The 20,950-nt window shown below is 37.3% G+C and carries 15 protein-coding genes and 1 pseudogene; 10 read left to right on the top strand and 6 right to left on the bottom strand.

The features are described from left to right. The first annotated feature begins 367 nt into the window (after positions 1–367). Both ACFIKX_RS07320 and ACFIKX_RS07315 read left to right on the top strand, forming a co-directional pair. Entirely contained in the window at positions 368–1,519 is a 1,152-nt protein-coding gene (locus tag ACFIKX_RS07320; RefSeq protein WP_375621014.1) for an MFS transporter, read from the top strand. Between the two features lie 1,077 nt (positions 1,520–2,596). Beyond that, entirely contained in the window at positions 2,597–2,920 is a 324-nt protein-coding gene (locus ACFIKX_RS07315; protein WP_375611730.1) for a hypothetical protein, read from the top strand. Positions 2,921–4,650: 1,730 nt separating this feature from the next. On the opposite strand, the gene ACFIKX_RS07310 is transcribed toward ACFIKX_RS07315, so the two are convergent. Next, positions 4,651–5,553, bottom strand: coding sequence for a polyprenyl synthetase family protein (locus ACFIKX_RS07310; RefSeq protein WP_375628696.1), 903 nt, complete (start codon positions 5,551–5,553; stop codon positions 4,651–4,653). A 424-nt stretch (positions 5,554–5,977) separates the two neighbouring features. Between ACFIKX_RS07310 and rpmF the strand changes: the two genes are divergently transcribed. The 3 genes and pseudogenes from rpmF to ACFIKX_RS07295 all read left to right on the top strand — a co-directional run. Beyond that, positions 5,978–6,157 (top strand): 50S ribosomal protein L32, encoded by a 180-nt coding sequence (rpmF, locus tag ACFIKX_RS07305; RefSeq protein ID WP_005774555.1) that lies wholly within the window; start codon positions 5,978–5,980, stop codon positions 6,155–6,157. Between the two features lie 131 nt (positions 6,158–6,288). Continuing rightward, positions 6,289–6,483, top strand: a complete 195-nt coding sequence (locus tag ACFIKX_RS07300; protein WP_375628695.1) for a hypothetical protein — start codon at positions 6,289–6,291, stop codon at positions 6,481–6,483. 1,320 nt (positions 6,484–7,803) lie between these two features. Continuing rightward, positions 7,804–8,526: pseudogene (locus ACFIKX_RS07295) on the top strand (tyrosine-type recombinase/integrase); the annotation flags it as partial. A 906-nt stretch (positions 8,527–9,432) separates the two neighbouring features. Here ACFIKX_RS07295 and ACFIKX_RS07290 read toward each other — a convergent pair. From ACFIKX_RS07290 to ACFIKX_RS07280, 3 genes are all read right to left on the bottom strand, one after another. Beyond that, entirely contained in the window at positions 9,433–10,017 is a 585-nt protein-coding gene (locus tag ACFIKX_RS07290) for a CarD family transcriptional regulator (protein WP_273790499.1), read from the bottom strand. A gap of 303 nt (positions 10,018–10,320) precedes the next feature. Further along, a complete protein-coding gene (gene fdxA / locus ACFIKX_RS07285; protein WP_015856977.1) occupies positions 10,321–10,662 on the bottom strand; it encodes a ferredoxin FdxA in 342 nt (113 codons plus the stop codon). A 21-nt stretch (positions 10,663–10,683) separates the two neighbouring features. Continuing rightward, the gene (locus ACFIKX_RS07280) at positions 10,684–12,264 is read right to left on the bottom strand and encodes a hypothetical protein (RefSeq protein WP_375613182.1); all 1,581 of its coding nucleotides are present in this window, start codon (positions 12,262–12,264) and stop codon (positions 10,684–10,686) included. A 576-nt stretch (positions 12,265–12,840) separates the two neighbouring features. Here ACFIKX_RS07280 and ACFIKX_RS07275 point away from each other — a divergent pair. After that, positions 12,841–13,752 carry an RNA polymerase factor sigma-32 gene (locus ACFIKX_RS07275; protein WP_375628693.1) on the top strand — a complete coding sequence of 304 codons (912 nt, stop codon included), beginning with the start codon at positions 12,841–12,843 and terminating at the stop codon, positions 13,750–13,752. A gap of 302 nt (positions 13,753–14,054) precedes the next feature. Here ACFIKX_RS07275 and ACFIKX_RS07270 read toward each other — a convergent pair whose 3' ends face one another. Further along, a complete protein-coding gene (locus tag ACFIKX_RS07270; RefSeq protein WP_375628691.1) occupies positions 14,055–15,632 on the bottom strand; it encodes a M48 family metalloprotease in 1,578 nt (525 codons plus the stop codon). Positions 15,633–15,779: 147 nt separating this feature from the next. Between ACFIKX_RS07270 and ACFIKX_RS07265 the strand changes: the two genes are divergently transcribed. The 4 genes from ACFIKX_RS07265 (at position 15,780) to rimJ (ending at position 19,890) form a co-directional block, all read left to right on the top strand. Beyond that, positions 15,780–16,415 carry a thiamine diphosphokinase gene (locus tag ACFIKX_RS07265; RefSeq protein ID WP_375628689.1) on the top strand — a complete coding sequence of 212 codons (636 nt, stop codon included), beginning with the start codon at positions 15,780–15,782 and terminating at the stop codon, positions 16,413–16,415. A 100-nt stretch (positions 16,416–16,515) separates the two neighbouring features. After that, a complete protein-coding gene (locus ACFIKX_RS07260) occupies positions 16,516–16,902 on the top strand; it encodes a hypothetical protein (RefSeq protein ID WP_375628688.1) in 387 nt (128 codons plus the stop codon). Further along, complete coding sequence (locus ACFIKX_RS07255; RefSeq protein WP_375628756.1) at positions 16,902–18,764, top strand: ABC-F family ATP-binding cassette domain-containing protein; 1,863 nt, start codon at positions 16,902–16,904, stop codon at positions 18,762–18,764. Before ACFIKX_RS07260 ends, ACFIKX_RS07255 begins: the two co-directional genes overlap by 1 nt. Positions 18,765–19,326: 562 nt before the next feature. Next, positions 19,327–19,890, top strand: a complete 564-nt coding sequence (gene rimJ, locus ACFIKX_RS07250) for a ribosomal protein S5-alanine N-acetyltransferase (protein WP_375628687.1) — start codon at positions 19,327–19,329, stop codon at positions 19,888–19,890. Between the two features lie 537 nt (positions 19,891–20,427). Here the strand turns inward: rimJ and ACFIKX_RS07245 are convergent. Further along, complete coding sequence (locus ACFIKX_RS07245; RefSeq protein WP_005774567.1) at positions 20,428–20,688, bottom strand: DUF2312 domain-containing protein; 261 nt, start codon at positions 20,686–20,688, stop codon at positions 20,428–20,430. Positions 20,689–20,950 lie beyond the last annotated feature (262 nt).

Here is a 20,950-nt window from a genome sequence, read left to right as displayed (position 1 = left end):
GGTAAAACCAGATGATATGCCTGTTTTAGAATCAGAAGCTTATGAAGGATATTAATGAGTTTGAGTGTGTTAAGACTATTAAGCAAAACGATATGAATACTTTAAATAGATCCGTAAATGTTGTTGCTGGTTTTTTGGCTGCTCTTGAGACAGTAAAATATTTAACGGATTCTTCAAATATCAAATTATAGAAAGAACATTGTTTATTGATTTTTCAGGCATTTTCCCAGCATTTTTTGGGGTATCAAATTGATAGGATTGGAAATCCTTATAGCGATTATAGTCCTATTTGTCGTAAAATGTAAGCTTTTATATTGATATAAAATGATGTATACGGGTGCCTTTTTTGGCGTTATTGGGGGAGTGCATGACAAGTATATTAGCGTTTGGCTTTTTATTTAACGGTATAAGGATTTTAACTGGCGCCTTTATTGTCTTTTATATGCTTGAAAAAGGCTTAACGCTTATTGATATAGGTGTCATTAAGTCGTTTCAGGCTTTTATTATGATGGTTACCGATATTCCTCTGGGATATTTTGCTGATCGAAAAAGTTATAAAATATCGATCGTTTTGGCAGCGGCTTTTGCTGCCACATGGCTCTTTCTCATGGGATTTTCTACAAGCTTTTATGGTTTTCTTTTGGCAGAAACTTTTAATGCCTTATCGCTGACATTAATTGCTGGAGCCTATAATGCTTTACTTGTTCAATATGCAAAAGAAAAATTGACATCCACTAAAAAAGTGCTTGGTTCCAGCTCTCAATATAATTACATCGGCATGTTTATATTCAGTTTAATCGGGGCATATTTTGCTGATTATTCGAGCCAATATATATGGTATATCGCGGCGTTTTTAATGTTGATGACAACACTATTTGGTTTGTTTTTTCTTGATGACTTGAAGGGGGAGAAAAAACCAAATAAAGCGAATTCTCTCATTTGTGAAGCTAAGGAGATGTTATCTATTTTTATTAAAGTTCCTTATATCTCTTTATGCTTTTATTTTTCATTGATTTTTTTCAATATATTCTCGCAGTATTGGCAGTGGATATTTAAAGATCATAATATTAATGTCACTTATTTTGATCTTGGTGTGACATTTTCATTGATATTGCTCTCTCAGCTCTTGGCTAGTTTTCTCTTTACAAAACTAAGTGAAAGAGTGAATTTTATTTTACTGTTGTTTCTTTCGGCTTTACTGATTTCTACAGTCGCTTTCTTTGAACCAAGAAAAGAAATGGCTGTCATTTTAGTCTGTATGATTTTTTATCTCATTAAGTATACATATCTTCGTGTAGAAGTTATCTTGCACGATAGTATTAGTGATCATTTCAGGGCTACATATGAATCTTTCTTGTCAACCGTTGGGAGATTTAGCTTATTGGTATTTTTTTACATGAGTGCGTATATGGTCAATATATTTGGCTTTTTCTCACTCGTTTATATTTTTGCTATTTATTTATTGATTTACTTGTTGGCGGTATTTTTTTTAGAAGGAACTCTCAAAAAAGTTCAGTGAAAATATTAACTTATTACGATACGTATTTTATAGGGTTTCATAGTGGGGCAAGGCTTTTATTTATTAAGGCGCATCGTTGTTTTTGCATGTTGAATGAGAAAGCTGAATAGTCTCAGTTATTCTTATTTAAAATCTATGTATGTTGAAGCAATCAAAGTCACCTGCTTGTACGTTATAAGTGGGCGTGGCATAACAATCATTACAAAAGAAATGAAAATGCTGCTCATGAATATTGCACAAAGAGTTGCTGACAAGAGTGGACGCTGATAAAGAAAATGATTGTGCCAGATTATATGCTTATTAAGGAATGGTGATAGAGCAGTTTTCCCATTTTCATTGGTTCCTTGCTGGTAACCCTTTATCTCATTAGAGCTAATTTAAGCAGTCGGACAATTTATAGCCTGTCCTCATAAGAATTCCCGTATGATCGATTTTGATATTTTGATGATCTATTTTATTGTTGGTATATTTAGCGGATTTTACCATTGCCTCCTTTAAAATATCAATCATCTTGTTGAGATAATTTTTTTACGTTGTACATTCTCATTTTTGAGTATTTTCTCTTTGATTGTGGCGTTAGCTCTGTATTTTCTGATGTTAGAAAATACTCTTATCCAGATAATAAACTTATCTATGGAAACTTTGAATGATATCTCCCCTCGTTGAGAGGGAATAAAACCAAGTACAGAAATATTGTTGAGTACAATTTGCTATAAATAAGCCACAAGAAAACAGCATATATTGATATATTTGATAGGAATCTGTTAAGCCGTACAAATTATGGTCATTAAAAGGTAAAGCGATGAAATCGTTATCCATAACGCGTGTTGTAACATTTATAACTCTTTTTTTGTATCTGTGTTGTTGGGATGTACGCGCGTAGATAGTCTAGAGTAGTATAATAAACTTTACGAAGAATATATCAGTGAAAAATACGAGGCTTTTGAACATTTTCAAAAGCAAGAACAAGCAAGAAATTTCGTCTATAGCCGTGGCTATCAGAATATCGTACCAAAGTTTGACATTATACGGCATCGTCACATACTGATTGTTTTATGTGGACGTTTTGTTAATTTATTGCGTGGTGATTATAATGAATGGATATCAGCAGATATGTTACTCAATGTCATAAGCAGTTTGCGTTATGACTATAATTGGAGAGAAAGCGATTTTATCTGGGCTTATAATATGTCTATGAATTCTACCGACCCCATGATTGATTACGCGAAAAAGTTTCTTAATTCTTCAAGTGAAAATGGCATGAGTTTCAAAACACAAATGATTGATCTCGTGTCGAGTATGAGGACCGGTGATGATGAAAATGTTAAACAAATAGCGCGTTTTTGCATAGAGCTAAACACGATATATGACATGATGAAACCAAGAAGAATTTACAAATGACATTGAATGGATAATGAGAAAAATTCTCTCGAAGGATATTCAATGGCTATAATACTCTTGATAATTGCGGCATTTTCTTGGCCATGTTGCATGTTTTTTTATTATGGCTTCAAAAGGTGGACATATTTTCCAGCTTTTACAACAGGCATAGGTTCACTTACAATGATGCTTTTCATCTTAATAAGAAAATTGCACTTAAAGGAGGAAATTTGCACTTGGATTGAAAAAACTACTTATCACAAATTAGATTGCGCTATTATATATAATAATAAGGACTTTTTTATCTTTCTGTTGCAATGATCATTCTCTGTTTATCTTATCAATTCTCTTTTTATGTGATGAATTGAATAAACGAGATAAAGAGCGTGATGAATTAAAGTTGTACAGTGATCATGATTATTATTCAATTGAAGTTATTACACACTTTTGTAAATAAAAATGTTTCTTCTTTTGAAGGAGCATGCCGACACAATTATTCACTTTGCTAGCCCCTAATGTTGCGGACAGCCCTTGGCTTTTAAGACGTTCATAAGAGGCAGTTTTTAGTCTTTTCTTTGATGTTTTGCCCCACACGGCTTTTCCCGCTTGTGACGTGCAAGCAAGTGATTTTGATTGATTTAACATACACAGATTTGAAATGAGAGAATCTTACGGTATTCAGGGTTCTTATTCAAGTTAAAAACCGCAAATTATCATTATAAATCAATGTGTTATATATTTCTTGCTAAGAAAAGAGAGATCGGTAATAATATTTTTTTGGTCTTTCGTTCTATTGAAATTAATGGCTTTATTTATCCTGTTATGCCGTAACATACTGTCATTTGAGGGGTGGTGAAGGTATCTTGTTTGATACATTAAGTATTTTAAGAAGTGTATGGTGAATATTCTTAAGTCTTGTTTATTGCGTCTTTAGTTTAAGTGAATCGCATGCGTGGAAAACGAGAGAAACCTACTCGGTAGGACACTAGACTGTTTACAGAGCAGATTGGATTAAAAGACTTTGTTCTTTGAGGGTGGCATAAAAATCAAAATAGCCATTATATTCATTTTTTTCTGATATTTTAAATACGAGCTTCAAAAAAATGATGCCTAAACTAAACAACGAGCACTTTTGTAAAAGTGTTTTTAGAGAGCAAGTAATACACGAGTGAATTTACAGAATGTGACCATATTTGATCTTTTACAACAAGATAGCGTGGAAAGGCATAAAAATTACGACTCTTTACTGAGGGCAGTGTACTCCTAGGGTTGGCAATAAACAACAGATGACTTTGATAAGGCTACAAAGCCAATCGGCATTTTTATTGTTTTTTGCGGGTTTATAAAATGCCTTGTTTTATTACTTATTCTGTTTATTTTTTGCCTTATCGTTAGAAGATTAAAGACATAAAGGAGAAAACGAGTTTTTCTCTTTCCGGTTGTTTTTTATTCGGCTTTAAAGCACCCACTACCCACTGTAATATCTTTTAAAACATGGTGATTACGCATTTTCACATTTTGTTTCTTTTAGTCTTTAATGGAAGGCATTTTTCATGCAAAATAGGATACCCAGAATGCACTTGTGTTATAAATTCACGCGGCTTGTTTTAATGAAATTCCTCTCAAGATTTGTCGTACCCATTTCATGATAAGGACTATAATGGAGATTAATAGTAACGTTTCTTGGAAAAGTCTATTATGCATTCAATAAATATGACGGTGTACACTATGTATAATAGGGTGGATGAAGTTTAATTTTGGCGTATTGCACTAAAGTGTGCTGCTTGTTGGAGGGGGAGTGCTTTAGCGCCAAAAGGATGTAAGAATGCTTCTGCTTTACTGATGAGTGTATCTCGCTTTTTTTGGGTTTCTTTAATGCCGTAAAGATGAACAAAAGTGGCTTTTTGTGCCGTTTCATCTTTCCCAGCCGTTTTTCCTAGGGTTTGCGTGTTGGCGGTGACATCAAGAAGGTCATCGGTTAATTGAAAGGCTAAACCAAGATAGGTACCAAAATCAGTAAGCTTTTCGGTTAATTCTTTAGATGCATTGCCAATGATGGCACCTGCTTGGCAAGCAAAGCTTATCAGGGCTGCTGTTTTCATATGTTGTAGAGTGATGATGTCAGTACTTTCTTGCGGTCTTTTTTCAGCTTCAAGGTCCAGCATTTGTCCACCTAACATACCGCCAAGTCCTGCCGATTGTGCAAGAGACGTGATCAGCTTGATTCTAATATCTGTAGATAAAATACTAGCTTTATGAGCAATAATTTCAAAGGCAAATGTTAAGAGGGCATTGCCTGCTAGAATTGCTGTTGCTTCATCAAATGCTACATGGACAGTGGGTTTTCCACGCCGGAGTATATCGTTATCCATAGCGGGAAGATCATCATGAATGAGCGAATAACAATGGATACATTCTAAGGCACACGCAACATCAAGAGAATGTTCTACAGGGACATCAAAAAGTGCAGCACTTTGAATTACAAGAAAAGGACGCAAGCGTTTTCCACCGTTCAGCACACCATAGTGCATGGCTTTGATTAAATTTTTAGGGCGTGAAATTTCACCATTTTGGATTTGATCACTTAACAGGGTATCAAGCCGCTTTTCAACGGTATGTCCATGTTTTGCAAGAAGGGTGGTAAATTCGTGCATTCTTGCTTCCTTTGTTTTTACAAAAATGAAATTATGAAGTTTAAAGAGAAAGGTTGTCGCTTTTTCTTGTTTTCATAAATTGGCGTCGTTTTTTATTAAAAATCAACTTCTCTTTTTATCTGTATCTCTACTGTATGCGCAAATCCCTTTTTAAACCAAATAAAAATTGAATGAAGGTCTTATAAAAAAGCTTTCATTGGTGTATAAAATTCTTAAATTTTGCAGTGTTTTTGATATTCATTTGATTATTGTGACACCATTTTTGATAACAGGAAGGTCATTTTTGGTAAGAGGAGGATCATTTTGACATTGCCTCTTCTTTTTTATCAGTGTATAATATACTCAAATTTTATGGTATTTTAAATGAAGCATTGTCATTTTTGACATTGCTTTTTCTGTTTTAATGGATTTGGAGTGTCTTTTTATGGCTGTACCTAAACGAAAAACCTCTCCAGCGAAGAGGGGCATGCGCCGTTCGGCTGATGCTCTGAAGGCGCCGACTTATATCGAAGATAAAAATTCTGGTGAATTACGTCGTCCTCATCACATTGATTTGAAAACGGGAATGTATCGTGGGCGTTCCGTTTTAGTGGTTAAAGACTGAGCGTTTTCTTTCTTTTCCAGAGGTCAACTTCTTTTATTTCATCGATCAATGCACGCTTGGGGCGTGCATTTTCGCTTTAAGATGAATGTTGAGGTTCCCTTGCGTCGTCTTCTATCGATGTGGAACAGGGAATGTATCGTGGGCGTTCTGTTTTAGTGGTTAAAATTTTAGCGTTTTATTTCTTTTCCAGTGGTGGATTTCTTTTATTTCATCGATCAATGCACGCTTGGGGCGTGCATTTTCGCTTTAAGATGAATGTTGAGGTTCCTTTGCATCGTCTTCTATCGATGTGGAACAGGGAATGTATCGTGGGCGTTCCGTTTTAGAGGTTAAAACTTTAGCGTTTTCTTTCTTTTCCAGTGGTGAGCTTCTTTTGTTTCATTAGTGAATGCATTGGGTAAGATGCATTTTTCACTTTTTCTTGAGAACATGTGTGGGATAAAGTTTTGCTGTAGAGAAATGATTCTATTGTGGGAGATGATTTTCTTGTTTTTTTTTGAGAGGCTATAAAGGGCTACTTGTATCAGTGTCTTTTATGATGTCTTCGTTAAGAGCTTGGGTATTGATATAAGTTAGCTCAGTAATAGAATCATTTTGTATCGCACTTAATCTTTATTGACTATAGAGAGAATCCTATTAGACCGTAAAATATCATCGTTTAAGGCGGTTGATCTATGTAAGGATTTAAGCATATCGGTGTTTTCCGGTGTTTTTTATGAGAATATTTAAGGCAATGGTTTGTCTATAGGCTTATATTGTGACATGTGATTCTCCTTAAAAAAATAGAGATCGACATCACATTGATTTATAAAGATCATTTGTTGTTTTGCGCCTTGAATGGAAGGCCTATCGTAGGATTTTCTCATTTCAAATTTTTCCCTATGTTGAATCAATGATAATCACTTGCTTTTCGGTCACAAGTGGGGCTGGCATGTGGGTGAAAACTCTATAAAAAAGGAAAAATGTTTATAATGAATATTTTCAAATGTAAGAATTGTTGTAACATTGGGGTTAAGTGTATGCTGATGCCAGCGCGCTTTCTTATGAGCAGAAAAGAGAAAACCGTTACAAGACAGAAGTTGTACACATTCAATAATCTTTAGTGCTTTTTATGATAAAAGTGCATGAGACTTTTCTATGAATATCACGCTGTCTTTTCATATTTTTGAACTAAGAATTGTCCATATATTTTTCGTATTTTTGTGAATATAAGGGATTTGTTGCGAACAGCTTGTAAAAATAAGTAAACTTAAAACCAGATATGTTATGTGTGGGGGTGAGCAAAGTATTTTATCAAAGCCGGTACGACTCTCTAGTTCATAGCTGGTTTATGAATGATTTTATGGTGTTACTTACCTAAGTTTATGATTTTTTGTTATCTGTTCATAACTAGACAACATATTGATTTATATATATAATTCATTGTTTTTCATATTGAATTAGAACCCCGAATAACGTAAGATTCACTTATTTCAAATCTGTTTATCTTGAATCAATCAAAACCACTCGTTTGCACGTCACAAGTGGGATGAGTGTGTGGATAAAATTTGTATAAGAAAGGACTAGAAATGGTTCTTATGAATCGTCTTAAGAGCCAAGGGCTGTCGTAACACCCACGAGCTGGAAAATATAATGATGGTTCCGGCTTGCTTCTTCACAAACGTAAGAGATGGGGGTGGTCAATGGATTTACCGTTATACCTTTCACGGGGGCCGCGAAATGGGCATGTGGGGGGGCCTTGAGAGATGTTTCTTTAAAACAAGCCCGTGAATTGGCAATTGGGTGGGGTGCTGTTTTACGTGAGGGGCGTGACTCCATTAAAGAACGCGATGAACAAAAGCGTGAGGCAATGCGTAATCTTCATTATTTAAAAAACATTGCTTTAGATGCATTTGAAAGTCGTAAAGCTGAATTAAAAAGAGATGGTGAAGCTTGTAATTGGTTTTTACATTTACGCCTCCATATTCTCCCCAAATTAGGCTGTCTACCCGTTTCAGAGATTACGCAAACAGAGATACGCAATACCCTTGCCTCTATTTGGCATGCAAAAGCTGCAACAGCAGATAAAGCACTGAAGCGTCTTAATCGTTGTCTTAAGCATGCGGTTGCTTTGGGTTTGGATGTTGATTTACAAGCAAAAAAAGCACGCGCACTCTTAAGGTAAGCAATGCTATAAAACTATTAATAGACTAGCCATGGATTGGAAAGATGTTCCTGCCTTTTATCAGTTACTCTGTAAAACACAAAACATAACACGACTGGCTTTGCGTTTGCTTATCCTGACAGGCGTTCGTACTAATCCTTTGCGTCATATTCGTGAAGATCAGATTGAAGATGATAGCTGGACAATTCCTGCTGAGAATATCCAATCTTTAGCAGTCTGTTTGAAATAGAGATTAAGACTTTTAAGAGTTCTATGAGTCATTCTAGATTTTTTGTGTTCGATTGGAGTAAGAATATTGCGTATATCTCGTAATCTCTGAAATGAGAAACCTCATTTGGGAAAAATATGAAATTGAAAGGGGCAATGCTAACGTTCATTTTTATTGTTATTTTTTAAGTTAATTTTACAGCTTTCAAAAGTATTTGGAATGCCTTTTACAGAATGGAGATGATGGTTTTAGTTCATGCTTTTTTTATCGCGTTTTTTAATGGGGGGAATGCTTCTCATGCAAAATAGAGTGCCCAAGACAAAATATGCTTATGTTGTACTGTCACGCTTTTTTTAAAAGGAATATTTTTCAATATTTGTGGCATCCATTTTATGACGGTGTTTTTGAATGTTCCAATGGTTTTGTAGAAGGGGGTAAATGGTAAAGTTGCGGTGTAGTGTATAAACGGCACTATGATCTTTACGCTTAATAAAAAAGCAAGCCCTGCCCTTACACATCTTGCCAGATTCCAATGTTGGTATATCCTTTGGTGCTTGAGACAGTGTCTCGCTCTTTTTGTACAGTTTTTACCCACAGATCAGCTCCACTTGTGATTGACAAGCAAGTGATTTGATTAATTCAGCATGAGAGAAATTTGAAATGAGTAATCTTACCATATTCAAGATTCTAATTTAATATGAATAATGCTAGATTATGATGATTAATCAGTTTGTTATCTATGAAGAAAGAAAATGAGGAAGAGGAATTTGTCGAAAAGTTAGATTGTTTATAGATTGGCGCTGGTTAAGAAACTTTGTCCTTAAGGGCAGAGAGGATGTTAAAAAATAAAACCAGCTTTTCGCTGGTTTTATCGAAATATCATCATTATGATGAAAGAGTGTATTATGCAGCGTAGACAGCTTTACTGTTTTCATCTGTTTCTTCTCTCTCAGTTTTAAACTCGCGTTCCGGCTTGTTGGAGAGATGCATCTCTATGAGATTGATAGCTTCTGTTTCAGAAAGACTATTGATAACCGCAATTTCACGGGCCATTCTTTCAAGAGCAGCTGTATAAAGTTGGCGCTCAGAGTAAGATTGTTCAGGCTGTAGATTAGAGCGGAAAAGATCACGGACCACTTCGGCGATACAAATAAGATCTCCTGAGTTGATTTTAGCATCATATTCTTGTGCACGACGTGACCACATGGTCCGTTTAACGCGTGCTTTTCCACGTAAAACTTTTAAGGCACGTTCGACAGAATCACTAGCAGATAATTTACGCATTCCAACGGAAAGGGCTTTTGCAATGGGGACTTTGACATCCATCTTATCTTTCGCGAAATGAATGACAAAAAGTTTTAATTTATGTCCTGCAACTTCTTGATCTTCAATCGCTATAATTTGTCCTACTCCATGCGTAGGGTAGACGATATATTCAGAGGTTGCAAATTCTTTGGTCTTGGAAGACGTTCCATGTTGGGATGCCATATTTTAGTTTACTCCCTTATGATCAACAAATGTATCGGAAAACAGGTTATAAACCTGAGGGTTGAGTTTTCTTTAACCAAGTATATTGTACCAATTAAGTGAGCATAAAAGCCGAGTACTTTTAAATCAAAAAAAAATACACCGCTTTACTATAACAAGCAAAGAAAAATACTTAGAAAGATGATCATGTTAAAATAACACTAACATCAAAATTTAAAAGAATCAATCATTTCGCTTAAGGATTTTTTATTTTTACAAGAGAAGTCTTTCAATCGTTGAAGGAGGAGAGTGTACACTTTATCATTACTCTTCGCCACTTCCTGGATTTTCTGAAAAATACTTTTCTAATTTATTTGGAACACCATCCATTTCTTTTGCTTGAGGAAGAGGATCTTTTTTGGTGGTTAGATTAGGCCATTTGTTTGCATAATGAAGATTGAGTTCTAACCACTTTTCTAATCCTGGTTCTGTATCAGGTAAAATCGCTTCTGCTGGGCATTCTGGCACGCAAACACCACAATCGATGCATTCATCGGGGTGAATAACAAGCATATTTTCCCCTTCATAAAAACAATCAACTGGGCAGACTTCAACGCAATCCGTATATTTGCAGTGAATGCAGTTGTCGGTTACTACGTGGGTCAAGATCAAACTCCATTTGTTACTTTAATTCTCTTTAGAGGAAAGTGTGTGCGTGTTTTTATGATTGGTGAGTTGATCGCGTAGTACAGCTAGTTTCGCAAAAGGTGAATCAGGATTAAGGCGCTTTTCTTTTTGAAAGGGCTTATGATTTGCATGTTTCCCTTGGGATTTGTGGAACTTATGAGAGCGTTTTGCTTGTGATGGTGCTTCTTGAGGGGAATTTTCATTTTTGTATTCCGCTTTTTTTACAGCGTTCTTCGATTTATTTTGCCACTTATTTCCTAATTTATCACGTTTTTTTTGTGCATGGTGGGGAAATTGATGCTTATAATGCCATAACAAAATAACTTTATCTTCTTCTGTAGAGCGAGGGGATTTGGCAAAATTCCCAACAGGTTCAGCTGCTGGTAAACGATTGGTTTTATGGAGATGTTTTTCAATACCAGAGGATGAAGTGTTTGGGAATGAGGTATTTTTTTCTTCTCGTGTTGTTTCTAAATCGCTTACTGTTTGCCATTGACTTCCAACGCATTCTGCTGCAGGAACATCTTGCATTGCCCTATTGACAGGGGAAGAGGCTTGGTGTGCAAAGAGATTTTGTTCAAAAACAGTATTGCTTATGCTGTACGATTGATAACCAAGTCCTTTGAGGATTTCTTCCATATCGTTTCCATTGGCCCCAAGAATGGACATCATGGCTGGTGTAACAAAAAAACTTTTGCCATCATAGGCTCCATCGGGTTTAGGATCACTTCCTTGTTTCCAATGAAGTGCGGGACGGATGAGATTGGCAAGACGTTCTAAAATATCAATCCGTACAGCACGTTGTCCTAAGATTCGGTAGCCGGCTAATTGATAAAATTGGCGGTTATAGGTAGGGTCAACAATTAAAGAGGTTCGACCAGCAGATAATGCTGAAAAAACTTCACCCAAACCAGTTTGATCTTGTCCCGCATTTTGAAGATTCCACAGGAGAGTAATGGCTTGAACCGGAGCAGGTTTAAGCATTCCGGCAACATAGATATGAAAAGCGCCAAAACGCACGCCTAGACGCCGAAGAACGGCACGTGATTCTTGCGCAAGGTTTTTGACAATGTCTAAGACTTCGCGGCGTGGTAAAATCCCTAAAGAGTTAAAAAGTTGTAAAGCAAGACTGTTTGTTGAATCCGTTAAATTATCAGCATTGCGCAAATCAAACAGGGGTTTTAAAGTCGTTTCAAAATGAAAGGTGACAAAGCGTTCTAATCGTTTCACAACGTTATTGCGGGATTCTCCCGTGAGTTGTTCATCTGCTAAAACAATCAGTTTTGGTTTAAAAAAATCTTCTGTTGCTACAAGTTGTCCTACGGGTTGACCAATCCAGCGCACAATTCCATCAGAACTGAGGGTAAAATCTCCATTTGCAGAAGCACAAAAACGTGTCGCGCGTTTGGAAAAAGCAAGAATCAAATTCTCATTCTCTGTTGAAATTTGCTTCTCAGCTATTTGATCGGTACTGTTTTTGTTGGCATAAAAACGAAAACCTTCAAATTTACCCCTTCCGTGTTTTTCAATGAGAATATCATCTTGAAGAATCTCATTCTGTTGAACAATCTTGCTATCCATGATCATTTTCTTTCTCAGTGTGACACTGGTCAAAAGCTTTTTGCGACAATTTCATAATGGTGCTCTTTCTTTAACACGTTTGTTGCGTTTGCTTCAATCACTCTTGTCATTTTTTGCTGTTTCTTTGCGCCTTTAAAACTTGAATGATTCTTTTTTCATTCAGTTTTCATTCAGTTTGGATGCTTTATATTTGCAAATTACACTTATTAGTTGTATTGTAAAGCTAAAAGCATAAATAAATTCTTCAATTTAAAAGGAAACGGAACCGGTTATCAAAAAACGGCATTTCTTTTGCATGATCACTTTATTTTTTTGCTGTTTTGTCATGAAAAGTGAAGAGAAAGTTTTTTCAAATATTTCATAGGCTAAAAGGCATATTGTAAAGGCATTTTGCAGGTGAAATTGTGTCTTATGTCAAGAAGTTTTACCATGACAGTAAAAAAAACAATTGCGATTATAAAATTACACGTTAAAGTAGTGATCACAGAAGTTAACAACTTTTGCGTTCTTTTTAAGCGAAGAACAATGATGTCGTTGCCAAATCAATTTTGATAATTTTAATCGCAAGGGGTTATTATGGGTAATCTTTCAAATGCTGTTTATAAAAGCAGCAAAAATTATAGCGATGCAGACAAAAGCTTAGGACGTAATATGATGCGTTCTGCTATGCAAGCACCTTATCTTGAACGACAAAAAGAGCATGATTTGGCTCTGCGGTGGAAAGACAAACGTGATGATGATGCCATGCATCAAATTGCAGCGGCTCATATGCGTTTAGTGATTGCTATTGCTAATCGCTTTAAACGTTTCAAAATGCCTTTGGGGGATTTGGTACAAGAAGGGTATGTGGGACTATTGGAAGCAGCTGCACGTTTTGAACCTGATCGGGAAGTGCGTTTTTCAACATATGCAACGTGGTGGATACGCGCTTCTATTCAAGATTATATTTTGCGAAATTGGTCAATCGTTCGAGGGGGAACGAGTTCTTCGCAAAAAGCACTTTTCTTTAATCTTCGGCGTTTGCGTGCAAAACTGATACAAGATGATAGTGCTTTGTCAAAACAGGATATTTTTCGCACAATCGCTGAAAAACTCGGTGTTTCCGTGCGCGATGTTGAAACGATGGATTTTCGTTTTTCCAGTTCTGATAATTCCTTGAGTGTTTCTGTTTCTGAGAACAGTGATAATCCCATTGCTAAGATGGATGTTTTGGTGGATGAGAGTCCTCTTCCTGATGCTTTAATTGAGCAAGTCATTGATGGTCAACGGCGTACACAATGGCTTTACGATGCGTTGCAAATTCTCAACGAACGGGAGTTGGAAATTATTCGCTTTCGTCGCTTAAATGAAGAGGGGGCGACTCTCGAAGTTTTAGGTGAAAAGTTAGGAATCTCGAAAGAGCGCGTGCGTCAAATTGAAGCTAGGGCTTTGCAAAAATTGCGTTCTGCTCTCCTTACGGTTCATTCAGAAGACGCTTACGATATATAAGCAGTGAAAGGCTTTGGGGGGGAGGAAAGAGAATGTATTAAGTGGGGGCATATGAGAATATGATAAAGTCAGTTTTAGGGGGGGCATATTTGTTTAGGAATATGCCTCCTTGGGGGCGCTACTGATAAACAGCGGAAGATAGGGGGCTGTTAGTTGGAGGAAATATATATCAAACGGAGACCTATAAAGGCATGATGAAGTTGGATTTTAAAGTGTTCCTCTTTATTTTCGAATATGCTTTAAGGGGGAGGGTGTGATAGAGACAGAAAAGAATCAAAACTGTAACGGATGAGAAGAAAGGCTTATTCTGTAATAATTTTCACTTTTGTACCTGCGGGTAAAGTTTGCGTTGGTGAGAGGGCGTTGAGGATGCGAAAGAGTTTTTCTTTATATGGTGTGTATTGCATTTTATCTGCAAGATTGGCAACGGTTTCTCCTTGTTTAACACGGACAACACGGATTTTTAAGGGCTGCAATTTTTTTAACTGTGAAGATGAAAGAGAATGAAAGCTTTGTAGCGTTTTTTGGGCAACCTCTGCAAAATTTCGAGAATTATATGGAGCGGCCGTCAAAAAACGAAAGATGTGGTTGTTGAATGGAATGACAACCACATCAAATTGCCATTGATCATTGGTAGCATAGGCCCGCGCTCCAAGTAAACTTTGGCTTTGGGATTCTTGGCGCATAAATTCTTGATTGGGGAGCCCTTGAATTGTGATGGGGCGGATAGATGATTGATCTAGACCGATAATCCAGCCGCTTTTCAAATAATCACTCGCAGATATTTCAGCAGGATGTGGAATAGCATCAAAACGAATCGCAATTTTATCTGGTCCACTGGCCCAAACAGTGTGTGCTGAATGTTCTATTGTAAAATTGTTTGGAACAGAAAAAGCTATGCGCAATTGTGGGTGAATAAATTGGTTGCCTCGTACAAAACCTGTATAAAAGCCTCCTCCAAAAATTATGCCATCAATGCTTTTGAGAAAAGAATCATGATCGGATATTTTACTATTCCCTTTACTGATTTTACGCGCTTTTTCTATCGCAAGCCGAATGCGTTGAGGGGTAGTTGGGTGGGAGGCTAAAAAATCTAGAGAGGCATTTTGGGTGCCAGAGATATTACGAAAAGCACTATAGGCTTCCATTGTTTGAAGAAAGCGTGGTGAAGCAAAAGGATCATATCCTGATTGTTGGAGCATTTCGAGTGCAAGGGAATCAGCTTCCAGCTCTTGATTGCGGGAAAATTGCGCGAGTTGTTGCTTGTTTTGCATAGGGTTATGAAGTTTTTTGCCAATAGAAGAAAGAAGACGTGAAGACATGTGATTGGTCATCTTTAATTGGGCTTCTTTTTGCAGGCGTAAAATGCCATGATTGGCTCTGATATGTGCTATCTCATGGGCTAAAATGGCTGCAACTTCTGAAGAATCATTGGCTAATGCCAGCATACCACGAGTGATGTAGATCGAGCCGTTGGGGAGCGCAAAAGCATTGATAGTTTCTGAGTTTAAAATTGTTACAGAATAGCTTTGATGAGAACTATGGGATGCAACTGCTAGTTTACGGACAACCTTTGCTAAAAGGTGTTCAAGTTTTGCATCATGATAAGCGCCACCATACATTTGCAAAATACGTGGGTGTTGCAGAGCGCTTAATGTGACATAGATATTGTGGTTGTTGGTACGTTTGATCGTTTTAGAAGAAGTGGAAGAAAGCCTATCATTTTGAGAAAGTGGTGTATGACAAGCCGAAAGGAGAAACGTTATACTTATGAAAGTTGCTTTATACAGGCAAGAGCGAAAAAGAAAATTGCGGTGAAAAATGGGGTGCGTTGGACCATGGTGCACATTATTTCTGCGGAGTAATTTGGCAAATTGCATTTGTATCTTTGTATCGTATGTTTCTTTAAGAAAGGCATTAGGGATAAGGATTCGTTTGGCTATATCATGCTTTTTGTTTATAAAAAATGACTCTCACTTATAAAAAGATGCACTGTAAAGAAAATTTTGTGAAAGGCAAAGTATGGCATGACAACATTTACGATATTATTAAATGGGGATGTTCATATCACTGATCGTTTGCTTAATCAAATTCAAAACAGTCGGGTAATTGCTGCTGATGGTGGTATGCGTCATGCGGCAGCGCTTAATGTGACGCCTGAGTTGTGGTTAGGGGACTTTGATTCATCAGATGAGAACTTAATCCGTCAATATAGTCATGTTCCGCGTGAAGTTTTTCCCTCTGATAAAGATATGACAGATAGTGCTCTGGCATGTGAAAGAGCGCTGCAAAATGGCGCTAAAAAGCTTATTTTGTGCGGTGCTTTGGGAGGGGAGCGAAGTGATCATAGCCTTTCTCATATGACGCAAGCGTTAATGATGGCTGAAAGGGGTATTTCAGTGTTGTTGACAAGCGGTTTGGAAGAAGGTTGGCCGGTTTTGCCAAAGCCTTGTTCATATGATTTGCCTAAAGGGTGTTTGTTTAGTCTTATCGGTTTTTCTGATTTAAAAGGTTTGACTCTTAAAGGGGTAAAATGGCCAATTTGTGACAAAAATGTGTCATTTGGCTCTTCTTTAACACTTTCTAACCGTATTTGTGGAACCTTTTCTTGCCATTTAGGTTCTGGAAAAGCTATATTGTTAGCGTCTGTACCTATTCCATAAAGCTCTTCCAATATATTTTGAATAAGGCAGGGGGGGGCCTAGTGATGAAGTGCCGACATAAACGATATATGTATTGATCTTGAGAAGGAAAGGTTTTGATATGTTAAAATCAATTTTTAAAGTGGCCGTTGTTTCAGCCATTGGTTTCAGTTCAGTCGCTTGTACTACAAACGATGAACGCGTTGCACGTTATGGCGTAGGAGGAGCAGCAATTGGTGCTTTGGCTGGAACTGCTATTGCTGGAAGTACGCCTGGAGCAGCACTTACCGGTGCAGCATTTGGTGCTTTGGCTGGAACAGTAACAGGTGCAGCTGCAAATCAAAGAAAACAACAAAGACAGGCATCACAATTGTGCACGTATCGTGGTCGTAGAGGGCATGTTTACCAAGCACCTTGTAGACAAAGAGTTCCTGTACGGCAATTGTGTGCTTACCGTGATGCAAGAGGGGTGATGTATAAAGCACCTTGTCCGCGCCGCGTTCGTTAATGGCGGTGCCGCTTTTGCGGCTTGACCGCATTTTCTTAAATTTTGGAAAAACGCCTTTGCTCAATCAAGCTTCTTTATCGGTTGAGCAGGGGGCGCGTATTGCGTTGGTTGGCCGTAATGGTTGTGGAAAGTCGACCTTATTAAAAATTGCCGCAGGAATATTAGAACCTCATGGTGGCGAAATTTTTCGCCACCCGCGAGTAACAATCCGTTATGTCTCACAAAATCCGGATTGTTCAGGATTTGAAGATATTAATGCTTATATGGAAGCGGGGCTGGATGATATATCTGATGTTCAGTGGATTAATACGCTTCGCACAAATTTAGGGTTTTCTGGGACGGAAAAATTGGAAACGCTTTCGGGAGGCGAAAAGCGGCGTGTTTCATTGTTACGGGCCATTGCTGCAAAACCCGATATTTTGTTCTTAGATGAACCAACCAATCATCTTGATTTACCAACCATTGAATGGCTGGAAGCTGTTTTGGCTTCTTTGCGTTCAGCGATTGTGGTGATTTCCCATGATCGGCGATTTTTAGAAAATGTTACGCGGTCAACGGTATGGCTTGATCGTGGCACAACCAAAAGACTGGAAAAGCGTTTTTCTGAGTTTGAAAATTGGCGTGATAAAGCACTGGAAGAAGAAGCCATCGAACAGCATAAATTGGGGCGCCAAATTGCTCGTGAAGAGCAATGGTTGCGTTATGGCGTGAGCGCACGGCGTAAGCGTAATGTACGGCGCTTAGGCGAATTAAAAGACTTAAGACAGCGTCATCAAACCTATAAAGGGCAGCCAGGAAATGCACTTTTGACAGCAGCAAAAAGTCATGATTCTGGGCAATTGGTGCTTGAAGCAAAGAAAATTTCAAAATCCTATGGTGATCGCATTATCGTGAAAGATTTCTCTTTGCGCATTCAGCGGGGTGATCGAATCGGTTTGGTAGGACCCAATGGAATCGGAAAGACAACGCTCCTTTCTGCATTAATTGGGCAAGAAGCCGTGGATAGTGGAACGGTGAGGCATGGCTATAACCTCTCTATGGCATTGCTTGATCAGCAACGTATTTTAAATGAAGAAGAAACTTTAGCGCATTATTTAACGGGGGGAAGAGGTGATACTCTTGTGATCAATGGGTTGGAGCGGCATGTGGTTTCTTATATGAAAGACTTTTTATTTTCACCGGAACAAGCACGCACTCCCCTTAAAGAATTTTCTGGGGGAGAAAGAGCACGCCTCATGCTTGCACGACTTCTTTCTCGTCCTGCAAACTTTTTGATTCTTGATGAACCGACCAATGATTTGGATATGGAAACTTTGGATTTGTTGCAAGAATTTATTGCTGATTTTGCGGGGACAGTATTGTTGGTCAGCCATGACAGAGACTTTTTAGATCGTACTGTAACGCATATGTTGGCACCTCAAGGTGATGATCATTGGGTTTTGTATGCGGGCGGCTATAGTGATATGATGGCGCAAAACCAGCATGCTCTTCGCTTACAACGCAAAAGAACAGAATTATCGCAACGTAAAGCACCTTCAAAATCTCATGCGGGAGAGCTTTCAAAGCAGGACACATCAACAGATGATCGCTTGATAGGGCGGGAGAAAAAAACACGAGGTAAATTGTCTTATAAGCAGGTTTATGCATTGGAAAAATTGCCTGAAGAAATTGCTGTTTTACAGGACGAAATCAAAAAAATTGAGCAAGAACTCTCTGATCCAGCCCTTTATCGCAGTGATAAAGAGCGTTTTGAACGTTTATCAACAACGTTGGCAAAAAAGAAAAATACTTGCACACAAAAAGAAGAAGAATGGTTAGAACTTGAAATTTTACGCGAAGAAATGGAAGCGCGTTCACGGTAATATCTAAAAAACTTTAAAAGATTTGTATTGCATCATCGCTTTTCTTTAATTTGTTACAAGAGTTTGTCGCTGATTTAGCGGGAACAGTGTTGTTGACGGGTTATGGCAGAGACTTTTTAGATTGCACTGTAACATATAGCATCTCAAGGCGATGGTCATTGGGATTTGTATACGGGGGAGCAGTGATATGGTAGCGCAAAACAAGCATGCTCTGAGCTTACAAGGCAAAGAAACAAAACTATCTTTGCCGTAAGTTTTTTCAGAATTTCGTATATGGAAGTACGCCAATTCCCTTGCATACTTTGCCAGTCCCCAATGTTGCTACAGCGCCCCTTAGAACTTGAGAGCATTCATAAGAAATATTCCCCTGTCTTTACCTTATACTTTAAACATACCACCCCCACTTATGACGGAAAAGCAAAAGATCCTCATTGATTCTAACGTAAGAAGTGTTGTGATGAGAAAAGCTTACTGTATTCGACATTATGATTTGAGTTTAAAAATGATGATTTGTTAAGATAAATCAACGTGTTATTGTGACATTGTCTAGGAGGAGAAAATGATGGCAATTAAAACAAAGCGAACAATTTCCACATTGATCGGTTTAGAAGATGCAGCTGAACTGTCTTCTTATTTCCTCCGTAATGCGAATCATCTGCGTCCTTTTGAACCTGTTAGATCTGATGGTTACCACAGCCTAACAGCTTGGGAAACACGAGCCAATGCATTTGCTTATGAAAGCGCACAGGGACAAGCATACCGATATGCTGTACGATTAAAAAATGAAAACACAGTCATCGGTGTTGTGAATTTTACAAATGTGGTTCGGGGTGTTTTTCAAGCCTGTCATCTTGGTTTTTCTCTTGATGAAAAACAACAAGGCAAAGGTCTCATGTTTGAGAGTTTATCGGCTCTAATACGCCATATCTTTCATGTTTATCATCTGCATAGAGTGATGGCAAATTATAGACCTGAGAACATAAAAAGCGAACGTTTATTAAAACGCCTTCATTTTGAAAAAGAAGGCTATGCCAAAGACTATTTGATGATTTCTGGAAAATGGAGAGATCACATTCTAACCTCTCGAATCAATGATCTTTATGAGTCCGTTAATAGATTCGAATAAAGTTTTGATAAGGGTCTTTTTATCAAATGTGTAAATATGCTGCACTTTTCCCTATCCTAAAAGACGAAGATCCTTAACCACCTCTTCTTTTGTAAACGGTTCAGACTCTCGTTTAGCGGGTTTCAACTGCTGACCGCTTTCATATGTTTCTTTTCGTAGATAATAAATTGATTTATCATCATAATTCATTTTTTTCAATTTGAAGAGAGTCCTCAATATCGGAAGACTTTCTCACTTCAAATTTATAGATGTTTAATCATAAAAAACACCTCTCTTGCACATCACAAACTGGGTTGGCATACAAGTGAGGGTTTATGTGGATAAACAATGATTGAAGAATAAGAATAAAAATTCTCTGTATAAATCCTTTTAAATGTGAGGGCTGTTGCAATATTGTGTATTCTGTGACCGATAGTCTCGTTACAAGTTACACAAACGGCTTATTGTTGGGTGAAATTTTTATACATTCATTTATTTTTTGCCATTTGTTTTTTGTATTTTCTTTTCTTAAGAAAATTTCCAATGTTATCAATGGTTTTAATTCATACCAAGCGCATTTTTATAAAGTTCAATGATTGCTTCTTCTTCCATTCTTTCATGCTCTTCTTTTTTACGCAGCCGTATAATGCTTCGAACAGCTTTACTATCAAAACCAGAGCCTTTAAGTTCAGTGTAAACGTCTTTAATATCATCAGAAATGGTTTTTTTCTCTTCTTCTAGTCGTTCAATACGTTCGATAAAAGAGCGTAATTGGTTTACGGATATAGCGTGTGTTTGATCGGTTACTGTATCGTTCATTGTATTTTTCTCCAAGTTATATATTTTAAGTTGTTTTTCGACGACGAATTTATGTTAAAAAAGCTTGAAAATAAAAAGTAAATCAAGCTACACAGCTTTTTTACAATTTGACTTTAAATATTTTGTAAAATTTTTAAGATATATGCATTGATAAAAGGGCTATAAAAAGAAAAATATAAAAATATACGTTTTAGATTTGAAAAGCTTTAAAAAAAAAGAAATGTGTAATTTGTTTTGAGAATTTGGCATTATAGAGGAAGTT

Source organism: Bartonella sp. CM86QHHN, assembly GCF_042194695.1.
Lineage (GTDB): Bacteria > Pseudomonadota > Alphaproteobacteria > Rhizobiales > Rhizobiaceae > Bartonella.
Note: the sequence above shows the minus strand (reverse complement) of the source record. Positions and strands in the feature narration are given on the sequence as shown.

What these genes read in the sequence shown, in the direction of transcription:
- ACFIKX_RS07320 (WP_375621014.1), top strand. Translation starts at nt 368, where the DNA reads ATGACAAGTATATTAGCGTTTGGCTTTTTATTTAACGGTATAAGGATT.
- ACFIKX_RS07310 (WP_375628696.1), bottom strand. Translation starts at nt 5,553, where the DNA reads ATGCACGAATTTACCACCCTTCTTGCAAAACATGGACATACCGTTGAA.
- rpmF (WP_005774555.1), top strand. Translation starts at nt 5,978, where the DNA reads ATGGCTGTACCTAAACGAAAAACCTCTCCAGCGAAGAGGGGCATGCGC.
- ACFIKX_RS07300 (WP_375628695.1), top strand. Translation starts at nt 6,289, where the DNA reads ATGTATCGTGGGCGTTCTGTTTTAGTGGTTAAAATTTTAGCGTTTTAT.
- ACFIKX_RS07290 (WP_273790499.1), bottom strand. Translation starts at nt 10,017, where the DNA reads ATGGCATCCCAACATGGAACGTCTTCCAAGACCAAAGAATTTGCAACC.
- ACFIKX_RS07280 (WP_375613182.1), bottom strand. Translation starts at nt 12,264, where the DNA reads ATGGATAGCAAGATTGTTCAACAGAATGAGATTCTTCAAGATGATATT.
- ACFIKX_RS07275 (WP_375628693.1), top strand. Translation starts at nt 12,841, where the DNA reads ATGGGTAATCTTTCAAATGCTGTTTATAAAAGCAGCAAAAATTATAGC.
- ACFIKX_RS07270 (WP_375628691.1), bottom strand. Translation starts at nt 15,632, where the DNA reads ATGCAATTTGCCAAATTACTCCGCAGAAATAATGTGCACCATGGTCCA.
- ACFIKX_RS07265 (WP_375628689.1), top strand. Translation starts at nt 15,780, where the DNA reads ATGACAACATTTACGATATTATTAAATGGGGATGTTCATATCACTGAT.
- ACFIKX_RS07260 (WP_375628688.1), top strand. Translation starts at nt 16,516, where the DNA reads ATGTTAAAATCAATTTTTAAAGTGGCCGTTGTTTCAGCCATTGGTTTC.
- ACFIKX_RS07255 (WP_375628756.1), top strand. Translation starts at nt 16,902, where the DNA reads ATGGCGGTGCCGCTTTTGCGGCTTGACCGCATTTTCTTAAATTTTGGA.
- rimJ (WP_375628687.1), top strand. Translation starts at nt 19,327, where the DNA reads ATGGCAATTAAAACAAAGCGAACAATTTCCACATTGATCGGTTTAGAA.
- ACFIKX_RS07245 (WP_005774567.1), bottom strand. Translation starts at nt 20,688, where the DNA reads ATGAACGATACAGTAACCGATCAAACACACGCTATATCCGTAAACCAA.